Source organism: Haloplanus aerogenes (assembly GCF_003856835.1).
Taxonomy (GTDB): Archaea; Halobacteriota; Halobacteria; order Halobacteriales; family Haloferacaceae; genus Haloplanus; species Haloplanus aerogenes.
This window is the reverse complement of sequence record NZ_CP034145.1, coordinates 1,149,307-1,166,120: the sequence shown is the minus strand read 5'-3', so window position 1 is coordinate 1,166,120 and position 16,814 is coordinate 1,149,307. Positions and strand designations below refer to the sequence as shown.

Below are 16,814 nucleotides of genomic sequence, written 5' to 3'. Positions count from 1 at the left end.
CGACGACTCGTGAAAGAGTTCGAGCGCAAGCAGCTCCTCGAACGCGTCAACCGCGAGGGGGCGACGGTGGGCGCGGACATCCCCGAGCGTATCGAGGTGCAGGACGAAGAGGTGGACCTCCAGCAGTTCGTCTTCGAGATCAAGCGCCGGGACACGGTGCCCGCGGGTGAGCGCGAGCGGGTCGAGCGGGCGAAAAAGAACCTGCGGCGCGAACGCCTCCAGCGCCTCCAGCGGATCGAAGACAACGAGGTGAGCTACGAGGAGGGAGAGCGGTTGGTCGAGAGCATCATCGGCATCGACCGCGCGCTCAACGCCCTCGAACAACTGGGCCCCGCGGACCTCGAACGCGAGGCGCAGGCTCAGGAGGCCGCCGACCGCAAGCGCTGGATGTCCTTCCTCAAGAAGGCGCTGGGCCGCAAGGACACCAGCCACAACACGCGGGGGCGGATGTGAGCCGGAACGCCGAAGTCGCGGCCCGGTTCGAGGAGATGGCCGACCTACTGGAGGCACAGGACGTGGAGTACAAACCCCGAAGCTACCGCCGGGCCGCCGAGAACATCCGGGAGCATCCGACGCCGATCGAGGACCTGGCCGCGGAGGGGAAAGCGGCAGTCGAGGAGATCGACGGCGTCGGTGATGCCCTCGCCTCGAAGGTCGTCGAGTACGTCGAGACGGGCGAAATCGAGGAGTTGGAGGACCTGCGCGATCAGCTACCCGTCGACATGGCGGCGCTCACGAGCGTCGAAGGGGTGGGACCGAAGACGGTCGGGACGCTCTACGAGGCGCTCGGAATCACGACGCTCGACGAACTCGAAGCCGCCGCCCGCGACGGCGAGATTCGGGAGGTGTCGGGCTTCGGCGCGAAGACCGAATCGAACATCCTGGAGAACATCCCCTTCGCCCGGCAGGCACAGGAGCGGGAACTCCTCGGTGACGCTCGTCCCGTCGCGGAGGAGTTGCTCGACTACCTCCGCGCCGCCGACCCCGTCGAGCGCGCGGACGTGGCGGGGTCGCTCCGGCGCTGGCGCGAGACCATCGGCGACGTGGACGTACTCGTGGCGAGTTCGACCGGCGAGGCGGCCGTCGACGCCTTCCTCGACTGGGCCGCGGTGGACGAACGGATCGAGTCGGGGACGACGAAAGCGAGCGTCCGCGCCCGCGACATGCGGGTCGACCTCCGGGTCGTCGTCCCCGAGGAGTTCGGGTCCGCGCTCCAGTATTTCACTGGGAGCAAGGACCACAACGTCCACTTGCGCAACCTCGCCATCGACCGCGATCTGAAGATGAACGAGTACGGCGTGTTCGACGTTAGCGAGGTGGAAGACGCCGACGAGGCCGGCCAGCGCGCCGGCCGCCGCATCGGCGGCGAGACGGAGGCCGAGATGTACGACGCCCTCGACCTCCCGCTCGTCCCGCCGGAACTCCGGGAGGACCGTGGCGAAATCGAGGCGGCACAGGCAGGCGAGTTGCCCGACCTGCTGGAAGCAGGGGAGCTGCGCGGTGACCTCCACACCCACACCGACTGGTCCGACGGCGGCGAATCCATCGAGACGATGATCGCGGGGGCCGACGAGCGCGGCGACGACTACATCTGCATCTCCGATCACGCGACCGGCCCGGGGATGGTCGGCGGCGTCGGTCTCGACGACGGCGAGTTGCGCGAACAGATGGACGCCGTGGCCGAGGCCGCCGCCGACGCCGACATCGACGTGTTCCACGGCGTCGAGGCCAACATCGACGCCGACGGCGGTCTCTCGGTTGGGGACGACGTACTCGCCGAACTGGACATCGTGATCGCCTCGCCCCACAGCGGCCTCGACGCGGATCGGGAGGTGGCGACCGACCGCCTCGTCGCGGCGGTCGAACACCCGGAGACGGATATCCTCGGCCACCCGACCGGGCGCCTCATCAACGATCGGCCCGGCCTCGCGCCCGACATGGATCGGCTCGCGGTGGCCGCGGCCGACGCCAAGACGGCGCTAGAGGTCAACGCCAACCCCCACCGCCTCGACCTGAACGACGAGGCGGTGCGGACCGCCGTCGAAGCGGGAGCGACGATCGCGATCAACACCGACGCCCACGGCACCGGCGAACTGCCCCTCCGGCGCTACGGCGTCCACACGGCGCGGCGCGGATGGGCCGAAACGGGCGAAGTACTCAACACTCGGTCGGCCGCGGACGTGCGGTCGTGGCTGGAGTGATGCGATTCCTCTGTGACGCGATGCTCGGCAAACTGGCGCGCTATCTCCGGATGTGCGGCCACGATACGGCGTACGCGCTGGATCGGGGCGTGGAGGCCGACGACGCCGTCCGCGAGGTGGCACTGCAGGAGGATCGGCGCCTTCTCACCCGCGATGCCGACCTCGCAGCCCGAACCGACGGCGCAATCTGCCTCTCGGCCCGGGATATCGAGGATCAGTTACGGGAACTCGACGCGGCCGGCGTCTCGCTCTCGCTCCCCGCGACGCCGACGCGGTGTGGCCGGTGTAACGGACGGCTCGAACCAGTTGCGGACGAGGCAGAGACGCCGGCCGATGCGCCCGACCCCGCGGAGACGAGCGTCTGGCGGTGCGAGCGGTGTGGACAGCACTTCTGGAAAGGGAGTCACTGGGACGACGTGCAGGAACGGCTTCCCTAACGACCGCTCCAGTCCTCACAGGCGTCCATGTCGGCCATGACGCCGCCGTGGAAGCCACAGTAGGGCTGGATACCGCGCTCAGTGCGCACGTACTCGAAGTGTTCGCAGTTGCCGCAGTAGCGGTCGGCGTTGTCGGTGGTCGCGTCGGTCGCTGTGGTCGACTTCCAGACTTCGCTACCGCCGCCGGATGCGGTGGCCGTACCGCCGCCACCGCTCTGGGAAGTGTTGGCGTGAGAGGGCGACGAGGAGGCGGACGAGACGGACGCCACCTCGCGGATATCGTCGTCGTCGCTCCCGCCGTCGCTCACCTGTGCGCCGACGCTCGCCGTCGGCGTGGAACTGCTGCCGCCGAGGCCGACGCTTCCGTGGCCTTTCGACCGATCCACTTCGATCACTTTCGTCTCGCCCTGCCGCGTGACCTCCATGGTGACGGTGCCGCCGGGATCGTTCCGCGTTTTGAAGTTGGCGATGCCGACGAACAGACACCAGAAGGTGGTGAGCGCGCCGAGGAAGTAGACGCCGACGGTGGGGAGGGTGAGGTCGACCATGCCGGGGGCGCAGTTGGCGCCGGACCACCGGCACGGGTAGGCGTGCGCGAAGAGGGCGACGCCGAGAACGGCGACGCTGGCGCCGATACCTGCGGCGGCGCGCGTCGAGCGTTCGGCGGGCAGGACGGCCGAGATACCGAGGAAGACGGAGGGGACGCCGAGGCCGGCGAGGATACCCCCGTACTCGCGCACCTCGAACAGCGTGGTTCCTCCGCCGAGTAGCACGTCGGTCGTGGCGACGACGATACCCGCGACGACGAGGACGATGCCGACGACGAACAGGGCCGACCCTGCGTAGATCTGCCGGAGACTCGGGCCGCTCCGGTCGTCCCCGTGGTAGACCTCCCCGAGACTGGTCATAACCAGTGCTACAGCCGCCTCACACAAAACCCTACGTCAGACGGGCGTGTGACGGCGCCGTGGAATGGATAGCGAGCCGGTCGCTTCGAAGACGTTAACTCGCGGGGGGCAGTATCGCCGCGCATGAGCGACGACACGGACGAGGAGGCGGAACCCGCGGTCGAACTCGGCGAGGGCGAACCGGTCGAGGGGGCGCCACTCGCACGCGTGGCATCGCGACTCACCTGGCCGCAGGAGGCCAGTGGGGTGCGGACGAAGGAGGGCGACGCGACGATCCGAACGCCAGACGGTCCGCGAACCCTCGATTCGGTCCTCGACGCCGTCGACGAGACGTACTTCGACACGCGACAGACCTTCCTCACCGAAGTCCGGTCGGAGATCGGGACCGGCCCGATCCCCACTGCCGAGGAGTGAGCAACCCGTTCTACGGCCTCGTGACGGCAAGGAGCTATCGTAATGGTCGAACGTCATCGCACACGCTCGGGTCCAGTCTTGCGATCGGGTGTGCAAACGGTTTCGACCGTCACTATATCACGCCTGACGACCACGTCTAGGTGATGCGCCTCACTCGGCTCTCCTGGGTGCAAACGTCGCTGCTCGTCGGACTCTGTCTCGGCGTCGTCTGGTCGCTCTGGCGTGTCCCACCCACGAGCCTCGACGCCCGCCTCGTCCGCGACGTGGTGGTGTTCATCGGTCTGCCAGGTACGCTCGCGCTCGTTCGCGGCCGTGATCTGGGCTGGCGAGTGGACCGCCGCGCCCTCCGCAACACCGTCTTGCTCGCACTCTTCGTCACCCCCTTCTACGTCGTCGGCTCGTCGCTCCCGACGATCCGAGCGTACTACCCGATGTGGGCGACCGACACCGCCCTCGCCGTCTTCCTCCCTCACGCCGCCGCGCAGTTCGTCGTCGCCGCCGCCGCCGAGACGTACTACCGGGGCCTGCTCTGTGTCGGCGTCCGCGAGGTGGGGTTCAAGAGCGTCTTCATCAGTCCCGTCGTCTACGCCTTCCACCACATCCACAAGCCGCCGATCGAACTCCTGCTGTCGGCGCCGACGGACGTACTCTTCGGCGCCGTCGACTACCGGAGCGCCTCCATCCTGCCCTCCGTCGTCGCCCACGGCCTCGGCCTCGCGTTACTCGATTGGCTCGTCCTCCACCCGCCACTCGTCCCGACGGCGACGGTCGTTCGGGCACTGTCGTGGCTCCCCATTCCGCTGTAATGGCGGTGTGGATTTATGTCGACGAGGGTCGTTTCGCCACTCATGGCTACGTTCCAACACGTTCTCGTCCCGACCGACGGGAGCAAGGCGGCGAAGCGCGCGGCCGACCACGCGATCGACCTCGTTGCCGACTCCGAGGGGACGATCACCGCCCTCTACGTCATCGACATGGGCGACGCCGACTACGTGGCGGTACCGAGCGACATCGCGGAGACCAAGGATCGCATCCGAAAGAAAGGCGAGGAACTCGTCGACGAGATTCGGGAGATGGCCGAGGAAGCGGGCGTCGAGTGCGAGACGGCGGTCGTCACGGGCATCGCCGACGAGGCCATCGTCGACTACGCCGAGGATCACGGGGTCGACCTGATCGCCCTCGGTAAACACGGCAAGCGCGACCCCGACAAGCCCATCATCGGGAACACCGCCCGTCGGGTCGTCCAGGCATCGTCGATTCCGGTCCACACGGTCTGATTTTTCCCCTTCCGGACCGTACCCCTCGCTATGGCGCTCCCTATCGACCCCGCGACCCTCGAAGCCAGCGACATCGGCGAACAGCGCGCGACACTCGAGATGGATCACGAGGAGGCGGTCGAACACGTCCGCGAGACGTTCGAGGCCGCCGGTTTCGGCGTCCCCGTTGAGTTCTCGGTGTCCGAGATGTTGAACGAGAAGATCGACGCCGGCCGCGACCCCTACTACGTCCTCGGCGCGTGCAACCCCTCGATGGCCGACCGCGTCCTCGACGCCAGCGAGGGGCGGGTGGGCGCGATCATGCCCTGCAACGTCGTCGTCTGGGAGGAACGGCCGGGCGTCCAGACCGTCTACCACGTCAGCATCATGCGGATCGGCCGCCTGCTCGGCATGGCGCCCGACGACGAGGGGATGGCCGACATCATCGCGGAGACGGGTGAAATGGTCGACGCCGCGTACGCGGCGCTGTAGCGGTCCCGGGCGTCCGGCGGTGGGTAACGTGACGGGGTCGGCGGACGACCTCTGCACAGTCGAAACTGTCATCCGTCCTTCGTAACAGTTGCAGACGTTCAATGGCTCGCAGCCAGCGCGCGTACGTCGACTACCGGGTGACCGTGGCCTACGTCGGGACGGTGCTCAAGTATATCGGTGTCACGCCGGCGTTTCCGCTCGTGCTGGCACTCTACTACGGCGAAGATCCGGTCCCGTTCGTCGCAACGAGCGTCGTCATGATCGGAAGCGGTGCCCTCCTCGAGCGGGTTCGCGGCGACGGCGATTTGGGCAACCGAGAGGCGTTCCTGCTGGTGAGCCTGGCCTGGCTGGTCGTCCCCCTCTTGGGAACCGTCCCGTACCTTGTCGCCGGGACGGGAACCGTCGCAACTCCCGTCAACGCGATGTTCGAGAGCATGAGTGGGTTCACAACGACCGGAGCAACCGTCCTCGGGGAAATCTCGGTCGAACGCCACGGTCACGCGATGTTGCTGTGGCGCCAGCTCACCCAGTGGCTCGGCGGAATGGGTATCCTTGTGTTGATGATCGCTATCCTGCCGGAACTGTCCGTGGGCGGGGCACAGGTCATCAACCAAGAGGCGCCGGGGCTTGCGCTGGAGAAACTGACGCCGCGAATCCAAGAGACTGCACGCGTCCTGTGGAGTATTTACGCCGGGGTCACCGTCCTCACCGCGGCGGTCTACTACGGGCTGCATCTGGCCGGCACCGCGCCAAACATGGACCTCTACAACGCGGTCGCTCACGCGCTCACGACGATGCCGACCGGCGGATTCTCGCCCGAAGCCCGGAGCGCCGAGGCGTTCGCCCCCGCCGCCCAGTGGGTGATGATGCCGTTCATGCTCGTCGCTGGAACCAACTTCGCCCTGTTCTGGTACGTCCTCAAGGGGAAGCCGAACCGACTGACCGGCAACACCGAGTTCCGGTCGTATCTGCTCGCCGTCGCCGGCTTCGGGGCCGTCATCTCGGCGGTGCTCTACCTCGGCGTCGGCCTCGCGGAGATGCCGTCGAACGTCGCCGTGATCCCCGGAAACGTTGAGAGCGCGCTCCGGCAAGGGCTCTTTCAGGTAATCGCCATCGTGACGACGACCGGATACGCGAGCATGGACGTCAACGCTTGGGACGGCTCCGCACAGACGATCCTGTTGTTCGCGTACTTCCTCGGGGGCTCCGCGGGCTCGGCCGCCGGATCGGTCAAGATCGTGCGGTGGGTGCTCGTCAAGCGAGCCATCGGCCGGTCGCTGTACACGTCCGTCCACCCCCAAGCCATCAGACCGCTCCGGCTAGAAGGGGAGGCCGTCGACGAGGAGACGATCCGTGACGTCTTTGTGTTCGTCCTCCTCTTTCTGGCGCTGTTTGCCTTCTCGACGGTCGTCCTCTATCTCGATAGCTTCCGGACGCCCGAAATCTCGCTGTCCGGACTGGACGCGATGAGCGTCGCCATCGCCACGCTGGGGAACGTCGGCCCCGGCTTCGGCGTCGTCGGGCCGATGAACAGCTTCCTGCCTTTCTCCGACGCTGCGAAGCTCTATATGATCTTTCTGATGTGGATCGGCCGGCTGGAGGTACTCTCGGTACTCGTCATCTTCACGCCGTCGTTCTGGCGTTGGTGAGCCGACGGGGATTACTACCGCTCAGAACTGATCGAGCGTCGTCTGCAGCCCTGCGACCATCGCGGATTTCCGTCGCAACGCCGCCATCGACGTGGGTACGTAGTCGACGACGCCCCGGACCGCGTCGGCGAGCGTCTCGGCGGTGGCGTGGTCGCCCTCGAAGGCGTGGCGGACGCCCTCGCGCACCTGCCAGACGCCCGCCGGCCCCCAGTAGTCGTCCGAGACGTGTCGGAGAACGAGACACTTCGCCTGCCGTCCGCGGTCGTCGAGGTGTTCGAGGACGGCCAGACGGGCGGCGTGATACGCGCCCGCCGTCTCGTCGACGTAGCCGGTGCGGCCCTCGTAGCCCTCGTAGTCGGCCGCGAGCCACATCCCCGCCTCGGGATCGGGATTCCAGACGCTGCCCGGCGCCTTCAACTCGACGAGTTCGTACTCCCACTGGCCGGGGGCGAGGATCACCCAGTAGGCGTTGCCGAGGAACTCGTCACGGTGGATCTCCACCTCGGATATACTTCGCGCGTCGCGGAGCGACCCCCGGAGGAACTGCCCGACGGTGTCGTCGACGGCGGTGATCGACCACCGCGTCGGGACGAGACGGCGGTTCTCGCGCTGTCCCAGCGCCCCCGCCGAGAGGATGGTGTTCACCTCGTACACGTCGAATCCGCGTCGGTAGAGGTAATTTATTGCCCCTTCGGCCCGCCAGTCGTCGTCCTCCAGCGTCTTCTCGACCGCTCTGGGGACGTGCGGGTTCTCGCCCAGTTGGGCCGAGCGGGCGGGTGCGCTCGGCCCCGTGGGCGTCGAGACACCGTCGGCGTCGAAACTCACCTTCGGGTCGCCGTCGAGGCCGATCTCCACGTCGACCGGGCGGTCCGCGATGGCGACTTCCCGGCCGACGCCGACGAAGCCGTCCCACGTGTCGTGGACATCGACCGGGGACGAACGCCGGGAGTTCAGCAGGCTAGTCCGCCGCCGAAACACCTCGTCTAAATCCACGCCTTCCTCGTACCACGCGCCGCTGGTGGCGAACCGGGCGGCGTCGCCCTCGTTGCCGACGGGCGAGAGGATGCCGGTCGACACCTCGGGGTAGTTCGAGCGGCCGACGAAGATGGAGGGCGAGACGCTGCCGACGATGGCGTCGCCGGAGACGGACCGTTCGATCCGGTCGGCGACGCTCTCGACGTGATCGAGGATGTCGTAGGATTTCTCTTTCGCGAGACGCCGTCGCTCGGCGCGTTCGTTGGCCTCGATGTCGATGAACTCGTCGAGGCGCATAGAGGCGATTGCGCGGGCCGGGATTTGAACCTATCGCGCTAGCTGTGGATGCCCATCGCCTCGATCTGTTCCTGATACCGGTTGCGAATGGTGACCTCGGTCACCTGCGCCACATCCGCCACCTCGCGCTGGGTCTTCTTCTCGTTACAGAGCAGGGAGGCGGCGTAGATGGCAGCGGCGGCGTAGCCGGTGGGCGACTTGCCCGAGAGCAGGCCCTTCTCCGCCGTGGTCTCGATGATCTCGTTGGCCTTCGCCTGCACCTCCTCGCTCAGATCGAGTTCCGAACAGAATCGGGGGACGTACTTCTTGGGGTCGACCGGCTTCATCTCCAGTCCGAGTTCCTGCGAGATGTAGCGGTAGGTGCGACCGATCTCCTTGCGTTCGACCCGCGAGACCTCCGAAATTTCCTCCAGCGAGCGGGGGATACCCTCCTTCCGACAGGCGGCGTAGAGGGCGGCGGTGGCGACGCCCTCGATGGAGCGGCCACGAATCAGGTCCTCGTTGAGCGCGCGCCGATAGATCACCGAGGCGACCTCGCGGACGGAGCGCGGGACGCCCAGCGCGGACGCCATCCGGTCGATCTCAGAGAGCGCGAACTGTAGGTTGCGCTCGCCCGCGTCCTTCGTCCGAATCCGTTCCTGCCACTTGCGGAGGCGGTGCATCTGCGAGCGCTTCCGCGAGGAGATAGAGCGCCCGTAGGCGTCTTTGTCTTTCCAGTCGATCGTCGTCGTCAGCCCCTTGTCGTGCATCGTCTGGGTGGTCGGGGCCCCCACCCGCGATTTCTCCTGCCGTTCCTGGTGGTTGAACGCCCGCCACTCCGGGCCCGGGTCGATCTGTTCTTCCTCGATAATGAGCCCGGTTTCCTCGTGAATCAGTTCGCCGTCGGCCGTCCTGACGAGATCTTCGGGATCGAGATCGTCGAGGTCGACGTCTTCGTCGGCTTCCTCCTCCTCCTCGCCCTGCCATCGCGTCCGGTCTTCCCGCTGGCGGGTGGGCCGTGTCATCGCGTTTTTATACTCGTATTTTGCGCATACTTAAATCCTCGGCCGTGCGTGCCGCTCCCGACCGCCACACGCGGACGCCGTCGAGTGGGGTCTATCCGACGTCCGCGACCACCGACGACCGACTCCGGAGGAGCGTGGTCAGGTGGTCGGCGTCCTCGAACACCGTGAGTTGGGCGTCGGGCAGACGGTCACAGAAGCGTCGGACGCCCTCGACGGGGACGTTCGTGTCGTTCGCGCCGTGCCAGAGGTTGACGGAAACGTCGAGCGTCGACAGCGAGAACGGCCACGGCGCCGAGAGCAAGCGAAGTTCGGTGACGGCTCCGCGTCGCGTCTGCGCGAACGCCTCGACGAAGTCGCGGGCGACGAGTGCCGCCACGTCGTCGGACAGCGACGCCCGCCCCTCCGCGGTGGTGTACTGTGAGACCACGACGGCGGGCGGGAAGAACTCCGCGAGCGTCGCCTGCCCGCGAAACAGGCCGCGCAGAAGCGAGGGTGCCGTCGACGCCAGCGTTTCGAGCAGCCGCTGTGTCGTCGGCGTTTCCCCGACCGACGGCGGCGTCGCACCCGACACCACGTCGACGCGTTCGACGCGAGCGCCGTGTGTCGCCGCGAGGGCGAGGGCGTGCGGACCGCCGCCGGAGAAGCCGACGACGCCCGCGCGGTCGACCCCCACGTCGTCGAGGACGGGCACGACGAACGCGCCGGTGTCGGTCAGGTCGCGTGTCGGCCACGGCGAGGATCGGCCGTATCCGGGCCGGTCGATGGCGAGGAGACGGACACCCTCACGTCGGGCCGTGTCGTCGAACAGTCGTCCGAGGCGGTGAGAGCCCGGCGTCCCGTGAAGGAAGAGGACGGGGCGTCCGGTGGGGTCGCCGTACTCGGCGTAGGCGACGTGGCGGTCGTCGTCGATCGGCACGCAGTCGACGGACTCGGTGGAGGGAGGGTGGGCGGCGTCCATCGTCGGCGGATCGCGAGCGGAACGGAAAAACACCTGCGAAGCCGTCGCTTCGCACACGCACCTGCGAAGCCGTCGCTTCGCACACGCACCTGCGAAGCCGTCGCTTCGCACACGTAACGAACGGCCTTTGAGTCGGTCCGACGAAGAACCGCCAATGCCGACTCTCGACTGCGATCCAGCGGTGGCTCGACGGCGGCTGGAGGAGGCCGGCGTCGAAATCGGGCCGGGGAACACGGAACACGAACGGTGGCGCGCCGAACGCGGCGATGCGGTCGCGGTCGCCTACGACGATACGGTGGTCGTTCAGGGGGCGCGCCCGACGGATCTGACCGCACTCCTCTCCGAGTCTGGTGGGCGGGCCCACGTCTACTTCGACGGCGCGAGTCGCGGCAACCCCGGTCCCGGGGCGGTGGGGTGGGTCATCGTCTCGGGCGACGGCATCGTCGACGAGGGCAGCGAGACCATCGGCCGGACGACGAACAACCGCGCGGAGTACGAGGCGCTGATCCGGGCGCTCGAAATGGCCCGGGATCACGGCTTCGACGAAGTGGACGTGCGCGGCGACTCCGAGTTGATCGTCAAGCAAGTGCGCGGAGCGTGGAACACGAACGATCCCGACCTGCGCGAACGGCGGGTCCGGGCCCGGGAGTTGCTCGACGGCTTCGACCGCTGGTCGCTGGAACACGTACCGCGAGAGATAAACGACCGCGCCGACCAACTGGCGAACGAAGCGCTGGACGATGACTGACCTGCCACGCGAGGTCGTGGACGCGGCGGAGCGGCTGACCCGACTGGCCCGTCGGGCGGTCGACGACGCGGAAGCGGCCGCGTACGAACGCGACCGGGACGAACGGCTCGACGAATACGGCTTCACCGCGCGCATCCGCGAGAGCGACGACACGCTCGTTCTCCACCCGGCCGAGTGGCTGGATGGAGACACGGCGCGAATGGACCGGATCGAGGACACCGACCGCGCGGTCGAGGTACCGCTCTCGGGCAGCGGCGACCCCGAAGAATGGGACGACGTAGAGACCCACAACGCCGAGGTGGTCGCGCAGGTGGCCGAGCGCACGGGCGAGATTCACGCGGCGAACGCGCGGGCGTTCGCCGACTTCATGGGGAATCACTACGCGCGGCGAGTGGAGACGGCGACGGCCGCGGAACTCGAGGAGTTTCTGACGGAGTACTATCCACGGAACGCGTGGCCGAGCGAGGAAGAGCGCGATGCCGTCACGCAGTCGCTCGAACACGTCTTCGCCGTCACGGAGACGGCACTGCCCGAGTTTACTGCTGCGCGTCGATGAGGTCGCGGACCGAGTCGGCGCGGTCGTCGTCGGTGACGAACTTCGAGAGAACCCAGTTCAGGCGGGTGAGCACGGCTTCGTGGCCGTCCTCGGTCAGTTCGTACTGATTCGTCCGCTTGTCGAGTTCACTCTTCTCGACGAGGCCCATCTCGACGAGGTTGTCGAGGTTGGGGTACAGGCGGCCGTGGTTCACTTCAGTGCCGTAGTACTCCTCGAGCTGGCGTTTGATCGCCAGACCGTACATCGGTTCCTCGGAGAGGATGACGAGGATGTTGTGCTGGAACGCGGTGAGGTCGCGAACGATGCCGGGGCTGCTACTGACTGTTTGTGCCTCTGACATGCTTATCAACATGTCATGGAGATATTTAACCTTTCTCAACTCGTCCTTCAACGCACACGTCAGCCCCCACAGCGCGAGAATGCGACGTTATCAGCGCGAGACACATCGCTCACCGAACCAGTTCTGATCGGCGTGTCCCGGTGACGACTGCCCGGTCGTCACCGGCTGGCTCCGTCGCGTGCCCGGCGGGACGGCCGACCGGCGCGTCCGGCCGACCGTTCGTAGCAGTTACATGACCTGAGGTGCGGCCGTTCATGTACCTTTTCATTCGTATTAGGACCATCCCGAAAGGCATATTGGGCGGTTCGGCCGTCGTATCAGTATGGTGAACCTGTGGACCGATTTGGAGTCCGGCCCGAACCCACCCGAGACCATCCACGCCGTCGTCGAGTGTCTCAAGGGCGAGCGCAACAAGTACGAGTACGACAAGGACGTGCCCGGCATCGTCCTCGACCGCGTCCTCCACAGCAACGTCCACTACCCGTACGACTACGGGTTCATCCCGCAGTCGTACTACGACGACGACGACCCCTTCGACGTGCTGGTGCTCGTCGAGGATCAGACGTTCCCCGGCTGCATCGTCGAAGCGCGCCCCGTCGCCCTCATGAAGATGGACGACGACGGCGAGCAGGACGATAAGGTCATCGCAGTCCCGAGCGAGGACCCCCGGTTCGACCACATCGAGGACCTCGACGACATCCCTCAGCAGACGATCGACGAGATCGACGAGTTCTTCTCGACCTACAAGAACCTCGAGGAGGGCAAGGAAGTCGAGACGCTGGGCTGGGAGGACAAGGCGGCCGCGAAAGACGCCATCGAACACGCGCTCGACCTCTACGACGAGAAGTTCGCCTGAGCGAGCAATCCCGTTTTTTCGGCGCAGCCGTGTGACCGAACAGTCGACCGACGCTCGACGCGGCGATTCCCGTCGGTTATGTGCCCGCCGGCACAGATGTATTATGCGCATGGGTAATCTTTTGGGCGAACGTGCCGTAGGAACTCGTATGAACGACACCCATCCCGGCCTCTATCACGTGACGGTCGTCCCGTCGAACTACGACGGGGACGAGGAGGCGCCGGGCGACGGGCGGCCGGATCGATAGCCGGACGACACCGGCAACGAACGCACCCCTTTTTATCGGCGCCGCCGTTAGGGATGGATAATGGCTCAGTGCGACGAGTGCGGCAGTCACGAGAACCTGCCGTATCAGTGTCGGCGCTGCGGCGGCACGTTCTGTGCGGAACACCGGTTGCCCGAAAACCACGAGTGTCCCGGCCTGAACGAGTGGAACGATCCGTCCGGAGTCTTCGACAGCGGCTTCGACGACAGCGTTCAGGACGAAGGCGACAGCCGGAGCCTCGGTGACCGGATTCCGGGGCTCGGATCGCTGACCGGGACGGGCGGCGTCCTCGGTTACTTCCGTGGCAACGTCGCGTATCTGTTCCTCGCCCTCATGTGGATCACGTTCGCACTCCAGTTCCTCGTCGGGGGACTGCTGGGACGTGGGGCGATGGAGACCCTCTTCGTCCTGCAGTCCGACCGCCTGTTCTACGTCTGGACGTGGGTGACCTCCATCTTCGCCCACGGCGGCCTCTACCACATCGCCGGCAACAGCATCGTGCTGTACTTCTTCGGCCCCCTCGTCGAGCGCTACACCGGGTCGAAACGCTTCGCTGCTCTGTTCATCGCGAGCGGCGTCCTCGCCGGCCTCGGCTTCGTCGTCGCCAGCATCGTCCTCGGCGCCACGGGCGTCTCCGTCGTCGGCGCCAGCGGAGCCATCTTCGCCGTCCTCGGCGTGCTGACCGTCCTCAACCCCAAACTCCGCATCTACCTCTACTTCATCATCCCCATCCCACTCTGGCTGTTCACCGCCGCCTTCGCCGTCATCTCGGTGCTTTTCTTCCTCCAGCCACAGACCGCGTCGGCGGCCAACCAGGGCAACGTCGCCCACCTCGCCCACCTGATCGGTCTCGTCATCGGGCTGGCGTACGGCAAACGGATCAAGCAGCCGCGACGGGTGCCCGACCGATTGACGTTCGGTGGCGGTGGTGGTCCGGGTGGTCCGGGTGGTCCGGGCGGCCCCGGCCGACGGCGGTGAGCGCCCCGTGACCCCTGCCCGCCCCGAATTCGTCCCCGATCCGTCCCAGTCCCGCGAGGAGATGGAGGCGCTCCAGCGCGAGGTGGCCGCCGCCGCGACGTTCGCCGACGACTTCGCCTTCGATCCGGCGGCCGTCTCGGTCGGGCGAGACACCGCGCTCACCGGTGAGCGTCCCCTCGTCGCGGGCGTGGATCAGGCCTTCCTCGACGACGACCGGGCGGTCAGCGCCGTCGTCTGCCTGCGTGGCGGCGAGGTAGTCGAACGCGCCCACGCCGTGACCGACCTCTCGGTTCCCTACGTGCCCGGCCTCCTCTCCTTCCGCGAGGGCGGGCCGATCCTCGCGGCGTTCGAGGCACTCGACACGACCCCCGACCTCGTGGTCTTCGACGGAAGCGGCCGCATCCACTTCCGGCAGGCCGGCCTCGCTACCCACCTCGGCGTCGTCCTCGACGTGCCGAGTATCGGCGTCGCCAAGAACCTCCTCTGTGGCCGGGTCGAGGGCGACGTGGACGGCCGCCCAGAGGGCTGGCGGGCGCCGGTCGTCGCGAACGACCGGGTCGACGCCCCCACGGGGACCGTCATCGGCTACGCCTACCAGTCCCGCCAGTACGAGTCGAACCCCGTGATCAACCCCCTCTACATCAGCCCCGGCCACCGCGTGAGCGCCGAGACGACGGTCGACCTCGTGGCACGGCTGTGTGGAGGGTACAAACTTCCGGAGCCGACGCGGCTGGCGGACGCGTACGCCGACGAGTGCAAAGCGAAGGTGTAGGGGGGCTTCGCACGTTTTAAGCCGTATCTCCGTCACCGTTCGGTAATGACCGACGATCAGGAACTCGGGATCACCGAGTCGAAAGAACACAGCACCGGGGAGTGGTACGCCGAAGTCGTCCAGAAGGCCGGCCTCGCGAACTACGGCCCCGAGGGCATGAGTGGATTCATCGTGACGCGCCCGCGCGGGTACGCGTTGTGGGAGGCCGTCCAGAACGAACTCGACGGCCGGTTCAAGGCAACCGGCGTCCAGAACGCGTACTTCCCGATGCTCATTCCGGAGTCGTATCTGGAACGCGAGAAGGACGTGGTCGAGGGGTTCGACCCCGAAGTGGCGTGGGTCACCCACGGCGGGTACGAGGAACTGGAGGAACGCCTCGCCGTCCGCCCGACCAGCGAGAGCATCATCGCGCCGTATCTGAGCCAGTGGATCCGGAGCTACCGTGATCTCCCGATGCGTGTCAACCAGTGGTGTAGCGTGATCCGGTGGGAGGCCACGGAAACCAAGCCCTTCTTCCGCACCAAGGAGTTCCTCTGGCAGGAGGGTCACACCGCGCACGCGAGCGAAGACGATGCGTGGTCGGAGACGACGACTCGCCTCGACCAGTACGAGGAGGTGTACGAGGACGTCCTCGCTATCCCCGTGCTGCGAGGCAAAAAGCCGGAACACGACAAGTTCCCCGGCGCGGACACGACGACGACGGTCGAGGCGCTGATGCCCGACGGTAAGTCGGTGCAGGGCGCGACGAGCCACTACCTCGGTCAGAGCTTCGCGGAGGCGTTCGACATCACCTACACCGCCGAAGACGAAGAGGAGCGAGTGGCCCACACGACATCGTGGGGGCTGTCGTGGCGGGCGCTCGGCGCCCTCATCATGACCCACAGCGACGATCAGGGGCTCGTCCTACCGCCGACGGTCGCCCCCGAGCAGGTCGTGATCGTCCCTATCTGGCAGGAGGAGACCAAGGAAGACGTACTCGACTACGCCGAGGGTATCGCAACCGACCTGCGCGAGGCGGACGTCCGCGTCGAACTCGACGACCGCGACGAGCGCAACCCCGGCTTCAAGTTCAACGAGTGGGAGCTGAAAGGTGTCCCCCTGCGGATCGAGATCGGTCCGAACGAAGTGGAGGAGGAGACGGCGACGCTCGTCCACCGGCCGGACGGCGAGTCGGTCAACGAGGACCGCGCCGGCATCGTCGACACCGTCCACGACCACCTCGATACGGTGTACGCCAAACTCTACGCGGCGGCGGAGGAGAACCTGGAGGGAGGCGTCCGCGAGGCGTCCGACCGCGCGGAGATTCTGGGCACCATCGGCCAGCACGGCGGCTACGTGAAGGCACCGTGGTGCGGTGACGAGGACTGCGAAGGGGAGATCAAGGACCAGATCGCGGCCGAAATCGTCCTCGTCCCCTTCGAGGGGTCGGAGAGCGACACGGAATCGATCCACGATGGCGAAACCTGTGCCATCTGTGGCGACGAGGCGGTGGAGACGGCCTACTTCGCCAAGTCGTACTGATACGGCCGGCCGCACGTCGCATACACTATTCGCGGTGGTGACTTTCGTGAAACAGGGACAGCCGATAGTACGACCATCACTGTCGAGTGTGTCTTATCCACACGGGGTGACGAGAAGTACACGATGACGGGATTCGAGCGCTCGGCGGTCGACGAACATGTTTCGCGTATCGGAGATACAGTGGGAA

Annotated in this window: 19 protein-coding genes; 14 read left to right on the top strand and 5 right to left on the bottom strand. The window is 66.8% G+C overall.

Annotation, left to right across the window (positions count from 1 at the left end; translation table 11 throughout):
• Positions 1 to 9 precede the first annotated feature (9 nt).
• The 3 genes from DU502_RS05865 to DU502_RS05855 are packed head-to-tail and all read left to right on the top strand — an operon-like array spanning position 10 to position 2,638.
• Complete coding sequence (locus DU502_RS05865; RefSeq protein ID WP_121920917.1) at positions 10 to 453, top strand: DUF5788 family protein; 444 nt, start codon at positions 10 to 12, stop codon at positions 451 to 453.
• Positions 450 to 2,201, top strand: a complete 1,752-nt coding sequence (gene polX / locus DU502_RS05860; RefSeq protein ID WP_121920918.1) for a DNA polymerase/3'-5' exonuclease PolX — start codon at positions 450 to 452, stop codon at positions 2,199 to 2,201. The genes DU502_RS05865 and polX overlap by 4 nt, the downstream gene beginning before the upstream one ends.
• Positions 2,201 to 2,638 carry a Mut7-C RNAse domain-containing protein gene (locus DU502_RS05855; protein WP_121920919.1) on the top strand — a complete coding sequence of 146 codons (438 nt, stop codon included), beginning with the start codon at positions 2,201 to 2,203 and terminating at the stop codon, positions 2,636 to 2,638. The genes polX and DU502_RS05855 overlap by 1 nt, the downstream gene beginning before the upstream one ends.
• Here DU502_RS05855 and DU502_RS05850 read toward each other — a convergent pair.
• The gene (locus DU502_RS05850; RefSeq protein ID WP_121920920.1) at positions 2,635 to 3,546 is read right to left on the bottom strand and encodes a DUF7139 domain-containing protein; all 912 of its coding nucleotides are present in this window, start codon (positions 3,544 to 3,546) and stop codon (positions 2,635 to 2,637) included. The two genes, DU502_RS05855 and DU502_RS05850, sit on opposite strands and share 4 nt — an antisense overlap.
• Before the next feature lie 123 nt (positions 3,547 to 3,669).
• Here DU502_RS05850 and DU502_RS05845 point away from each other — a divergent pair, with 123 nt between their 5' ends.
• From DU502_RS05845 to DU502_RS05825, 5 genes are all read left to right on the top strand, one after another.
• Entirely contained in the window at positions 3,670 to 3,960 is a 291-nt protein-coding gene (locus DU502_RS05845) for a DUF5789 family protein (RefSeq protein ID WP_121920921.1), read from the top strand.
• A 143-nt stretch (positions 3,961 to 4,103) separates the two neighbouring features.
• Positions 4,104 to 4,766: a CPBP family intramembrane glutamic endopeptidase gene (locus DU502_RS05840; RefSeq protein WP_121920922.1), complete on the top strand. Its 663-nt coding sequence runs from the start codon at positions 4,104 to 4,106 to the stop codon at positions 4,764 to 4,766.
• Between the two features lie 42 nt (positions 4,767 to 4,808).
• Entirely contained in the window at positions 4,809 to 5,237 is a 429-nt protein-coding gene (locus tag DU502_RS05835; RefSeq protein WP_121920923.1) for a universal stress protein, read from the top strand.
• A gap of 30 nt (positions 5,238 to 5,267) precedes the next feature.
• Positions 5,268 to 5,708 carry a DUF302 domain-containing protein gene (locus tag DU502_RS05830; protein WP_121920924.1) on the top strand — a complete coding sequence of 147 codons (441 nt, stop codon included), beginning with the start codon at positions 5,268 to 5,270 and terminating at the stop codon, positions 5,706 to 5,708.
• Between the two features lie 101 nt (positions 5,709 to 5,809).
• Entirely contained in the window at positions 5,810 to 7,357 is a 1,548-nt protein-coding gene (locus DU502_RS05825; protein WP_121920925.1) for a TrkH family potassium uptake protein, read from the top strand.
• Between the two features lie 21 nt (positions 7,358 to 7,378).
• On the opposite strand, the gene nreA is transcribed toward DU502_RS05825, so the two are convergent.
• From nreA to DU502_RS05810, 3 genes are all read right to left on the bottom strand, one after another.
• Positions 7,379 to 8,629 (bottom strand): DNA repair protein NreA, encoded by a 1,251-nt coding sequence (gene nreA, locus DU502_RS05820; protein WP_121920926.1) that lies wholly within the window; start codon positions 8,627 to 8,629, stop codon positions 7,379 to 7,381.
• Between the two features lie 38 nt (positions 8,630 to 8,667).
• Positions 8,668 to 9,633 carry a transcription initiation factor IIB gene (locus DU502_RS05815; RefSeq protein ID WP_121920927.1) on the bottom strand — a complete coding sequence of 322 codons (966 nt, stop codon included), beginning with the start codon at positions 9,631 to 9,633 and terminating at the stop codon, positions 8,668 to 8,670.
• A 91-nt stretch (positions 9,634 to 9,724) separates the two neighbouring features.
• Entirely contained in the window at positions 9,725 to 10,591 is an 867-nt protein-coding gene (locus DU502_RS05810; RefSeq protein WP_121920928.1) for an alpha/beta fold hydrolase, read from the bottom strand.
• A gap of 154 nt (positions 10,592 to 10,745) precedes the next feature.
• Here DU502_RS05810 and rnhA point away from each other — a divergent pair, with 154 nt between their 5' ends.
• Both rnhA and DU502_RS05800 read left to right on the top strand, forming a co-directional pair.
• On the top strand, positions 10,746 to 11,339 hold the full coding sequence (gene rnhA / locus DU502_RS05805; RefSeq protein WP_121920929.1) for a ribonuclease HI: 594 nt from the start codon (positions 10,746 to 10,748) through the stop codon (positions 11,337 to 11,339).
• On the top strand, positions 11,332 to 11,895 hold the full coding sequence (locus DU502_RS05800; RefSeq protein ID WP_121920930.1) for a DUF7108 family protein: 564 nt from the start codon (positions 11,332 to 11,334) through the stop codon (positions 11,893 to 11,895). Before rnhA ends, DU502_RS05800 begins: the two co-directional genes overlap by 8 nt.
• On the opposite strand, the gene DU502_RS05795 is transcribed toward DU502_RS05800, so the two are convergent.
• Complete coding sequence (locus tag DU502_RS05795) at positions 11,876 to 12,235, bottom strand: PadR family transcriptional regulator (protein WP_121920931.1); 360 nt, start codon at positions 12,233 to 12,235, stop codon at positions 11,876 to 11,878. The two genes, DU502_RS05800 and DU502_RS05795, sit on opposite strands and share 20 nt — an antisense overlap.
• 322 nt (positions 12,236 to 12,557) lie before the next feature.
• Here DU502_RS05795 and DU502_RS05790 point away from each other — a divergent pair, with 322 nt between their 5' ends.
• The 4 genes from DU502_RS05790 (at position 12,558) to proS (ending at position 16,627) form a co-directional block, all read left to right on the top strand.
• Positions 12,558 to 13,091, top strand: coding sequence for an inorganic diphosphatase (locus DU502_RS05790; RefSeq protein ID WP_121920932.1), 534 nt, complete (start codon positions 12,558 to 12,560; stop codon positions 13,089 to 13,091).
• Positions 13,092 to 13,398: 307 nt separating this feature from the next.
• A complete protein-coding gene (locus DU502_RS05785; RefSeq protein WP_121920933.1) occupies positions 13,399 to 14,334 on the top strand; it encodes a rhomboid family intramembrane serine protease in 936 nt (311 codons plus the stop codon).
• Between the two features lie 7 nt (positions 14,335 to 14,341).
• Positions 14,342 to 15,106 (top strand): endonuclease V, encoded by a 765-nt coding sequence (locus tag DU502_RS05780; protein WP_199722719.1) that lies wholly within the window; start codon positions 14,342 to 14,344, stop codon positions 15,104 to 15,106.
• A 45-nt stretch (positions 15,107 to 15,151) separates the two neighbouring features.
• Positions 15,152 to 16,627 (top strand): proline--tRNA ligase, encoded by a 1,476-nt coding sequence (gene proS / locus DU502_RS05775; RefSeq protein ID WP_121920934.1) that lies wholly within the window; start codon positions 15,152 to 15,154, stop codon positions 16,625 to 16,627.
• Positions 16,628 to 16,814 lie beyond the last annotated feature (187 nt).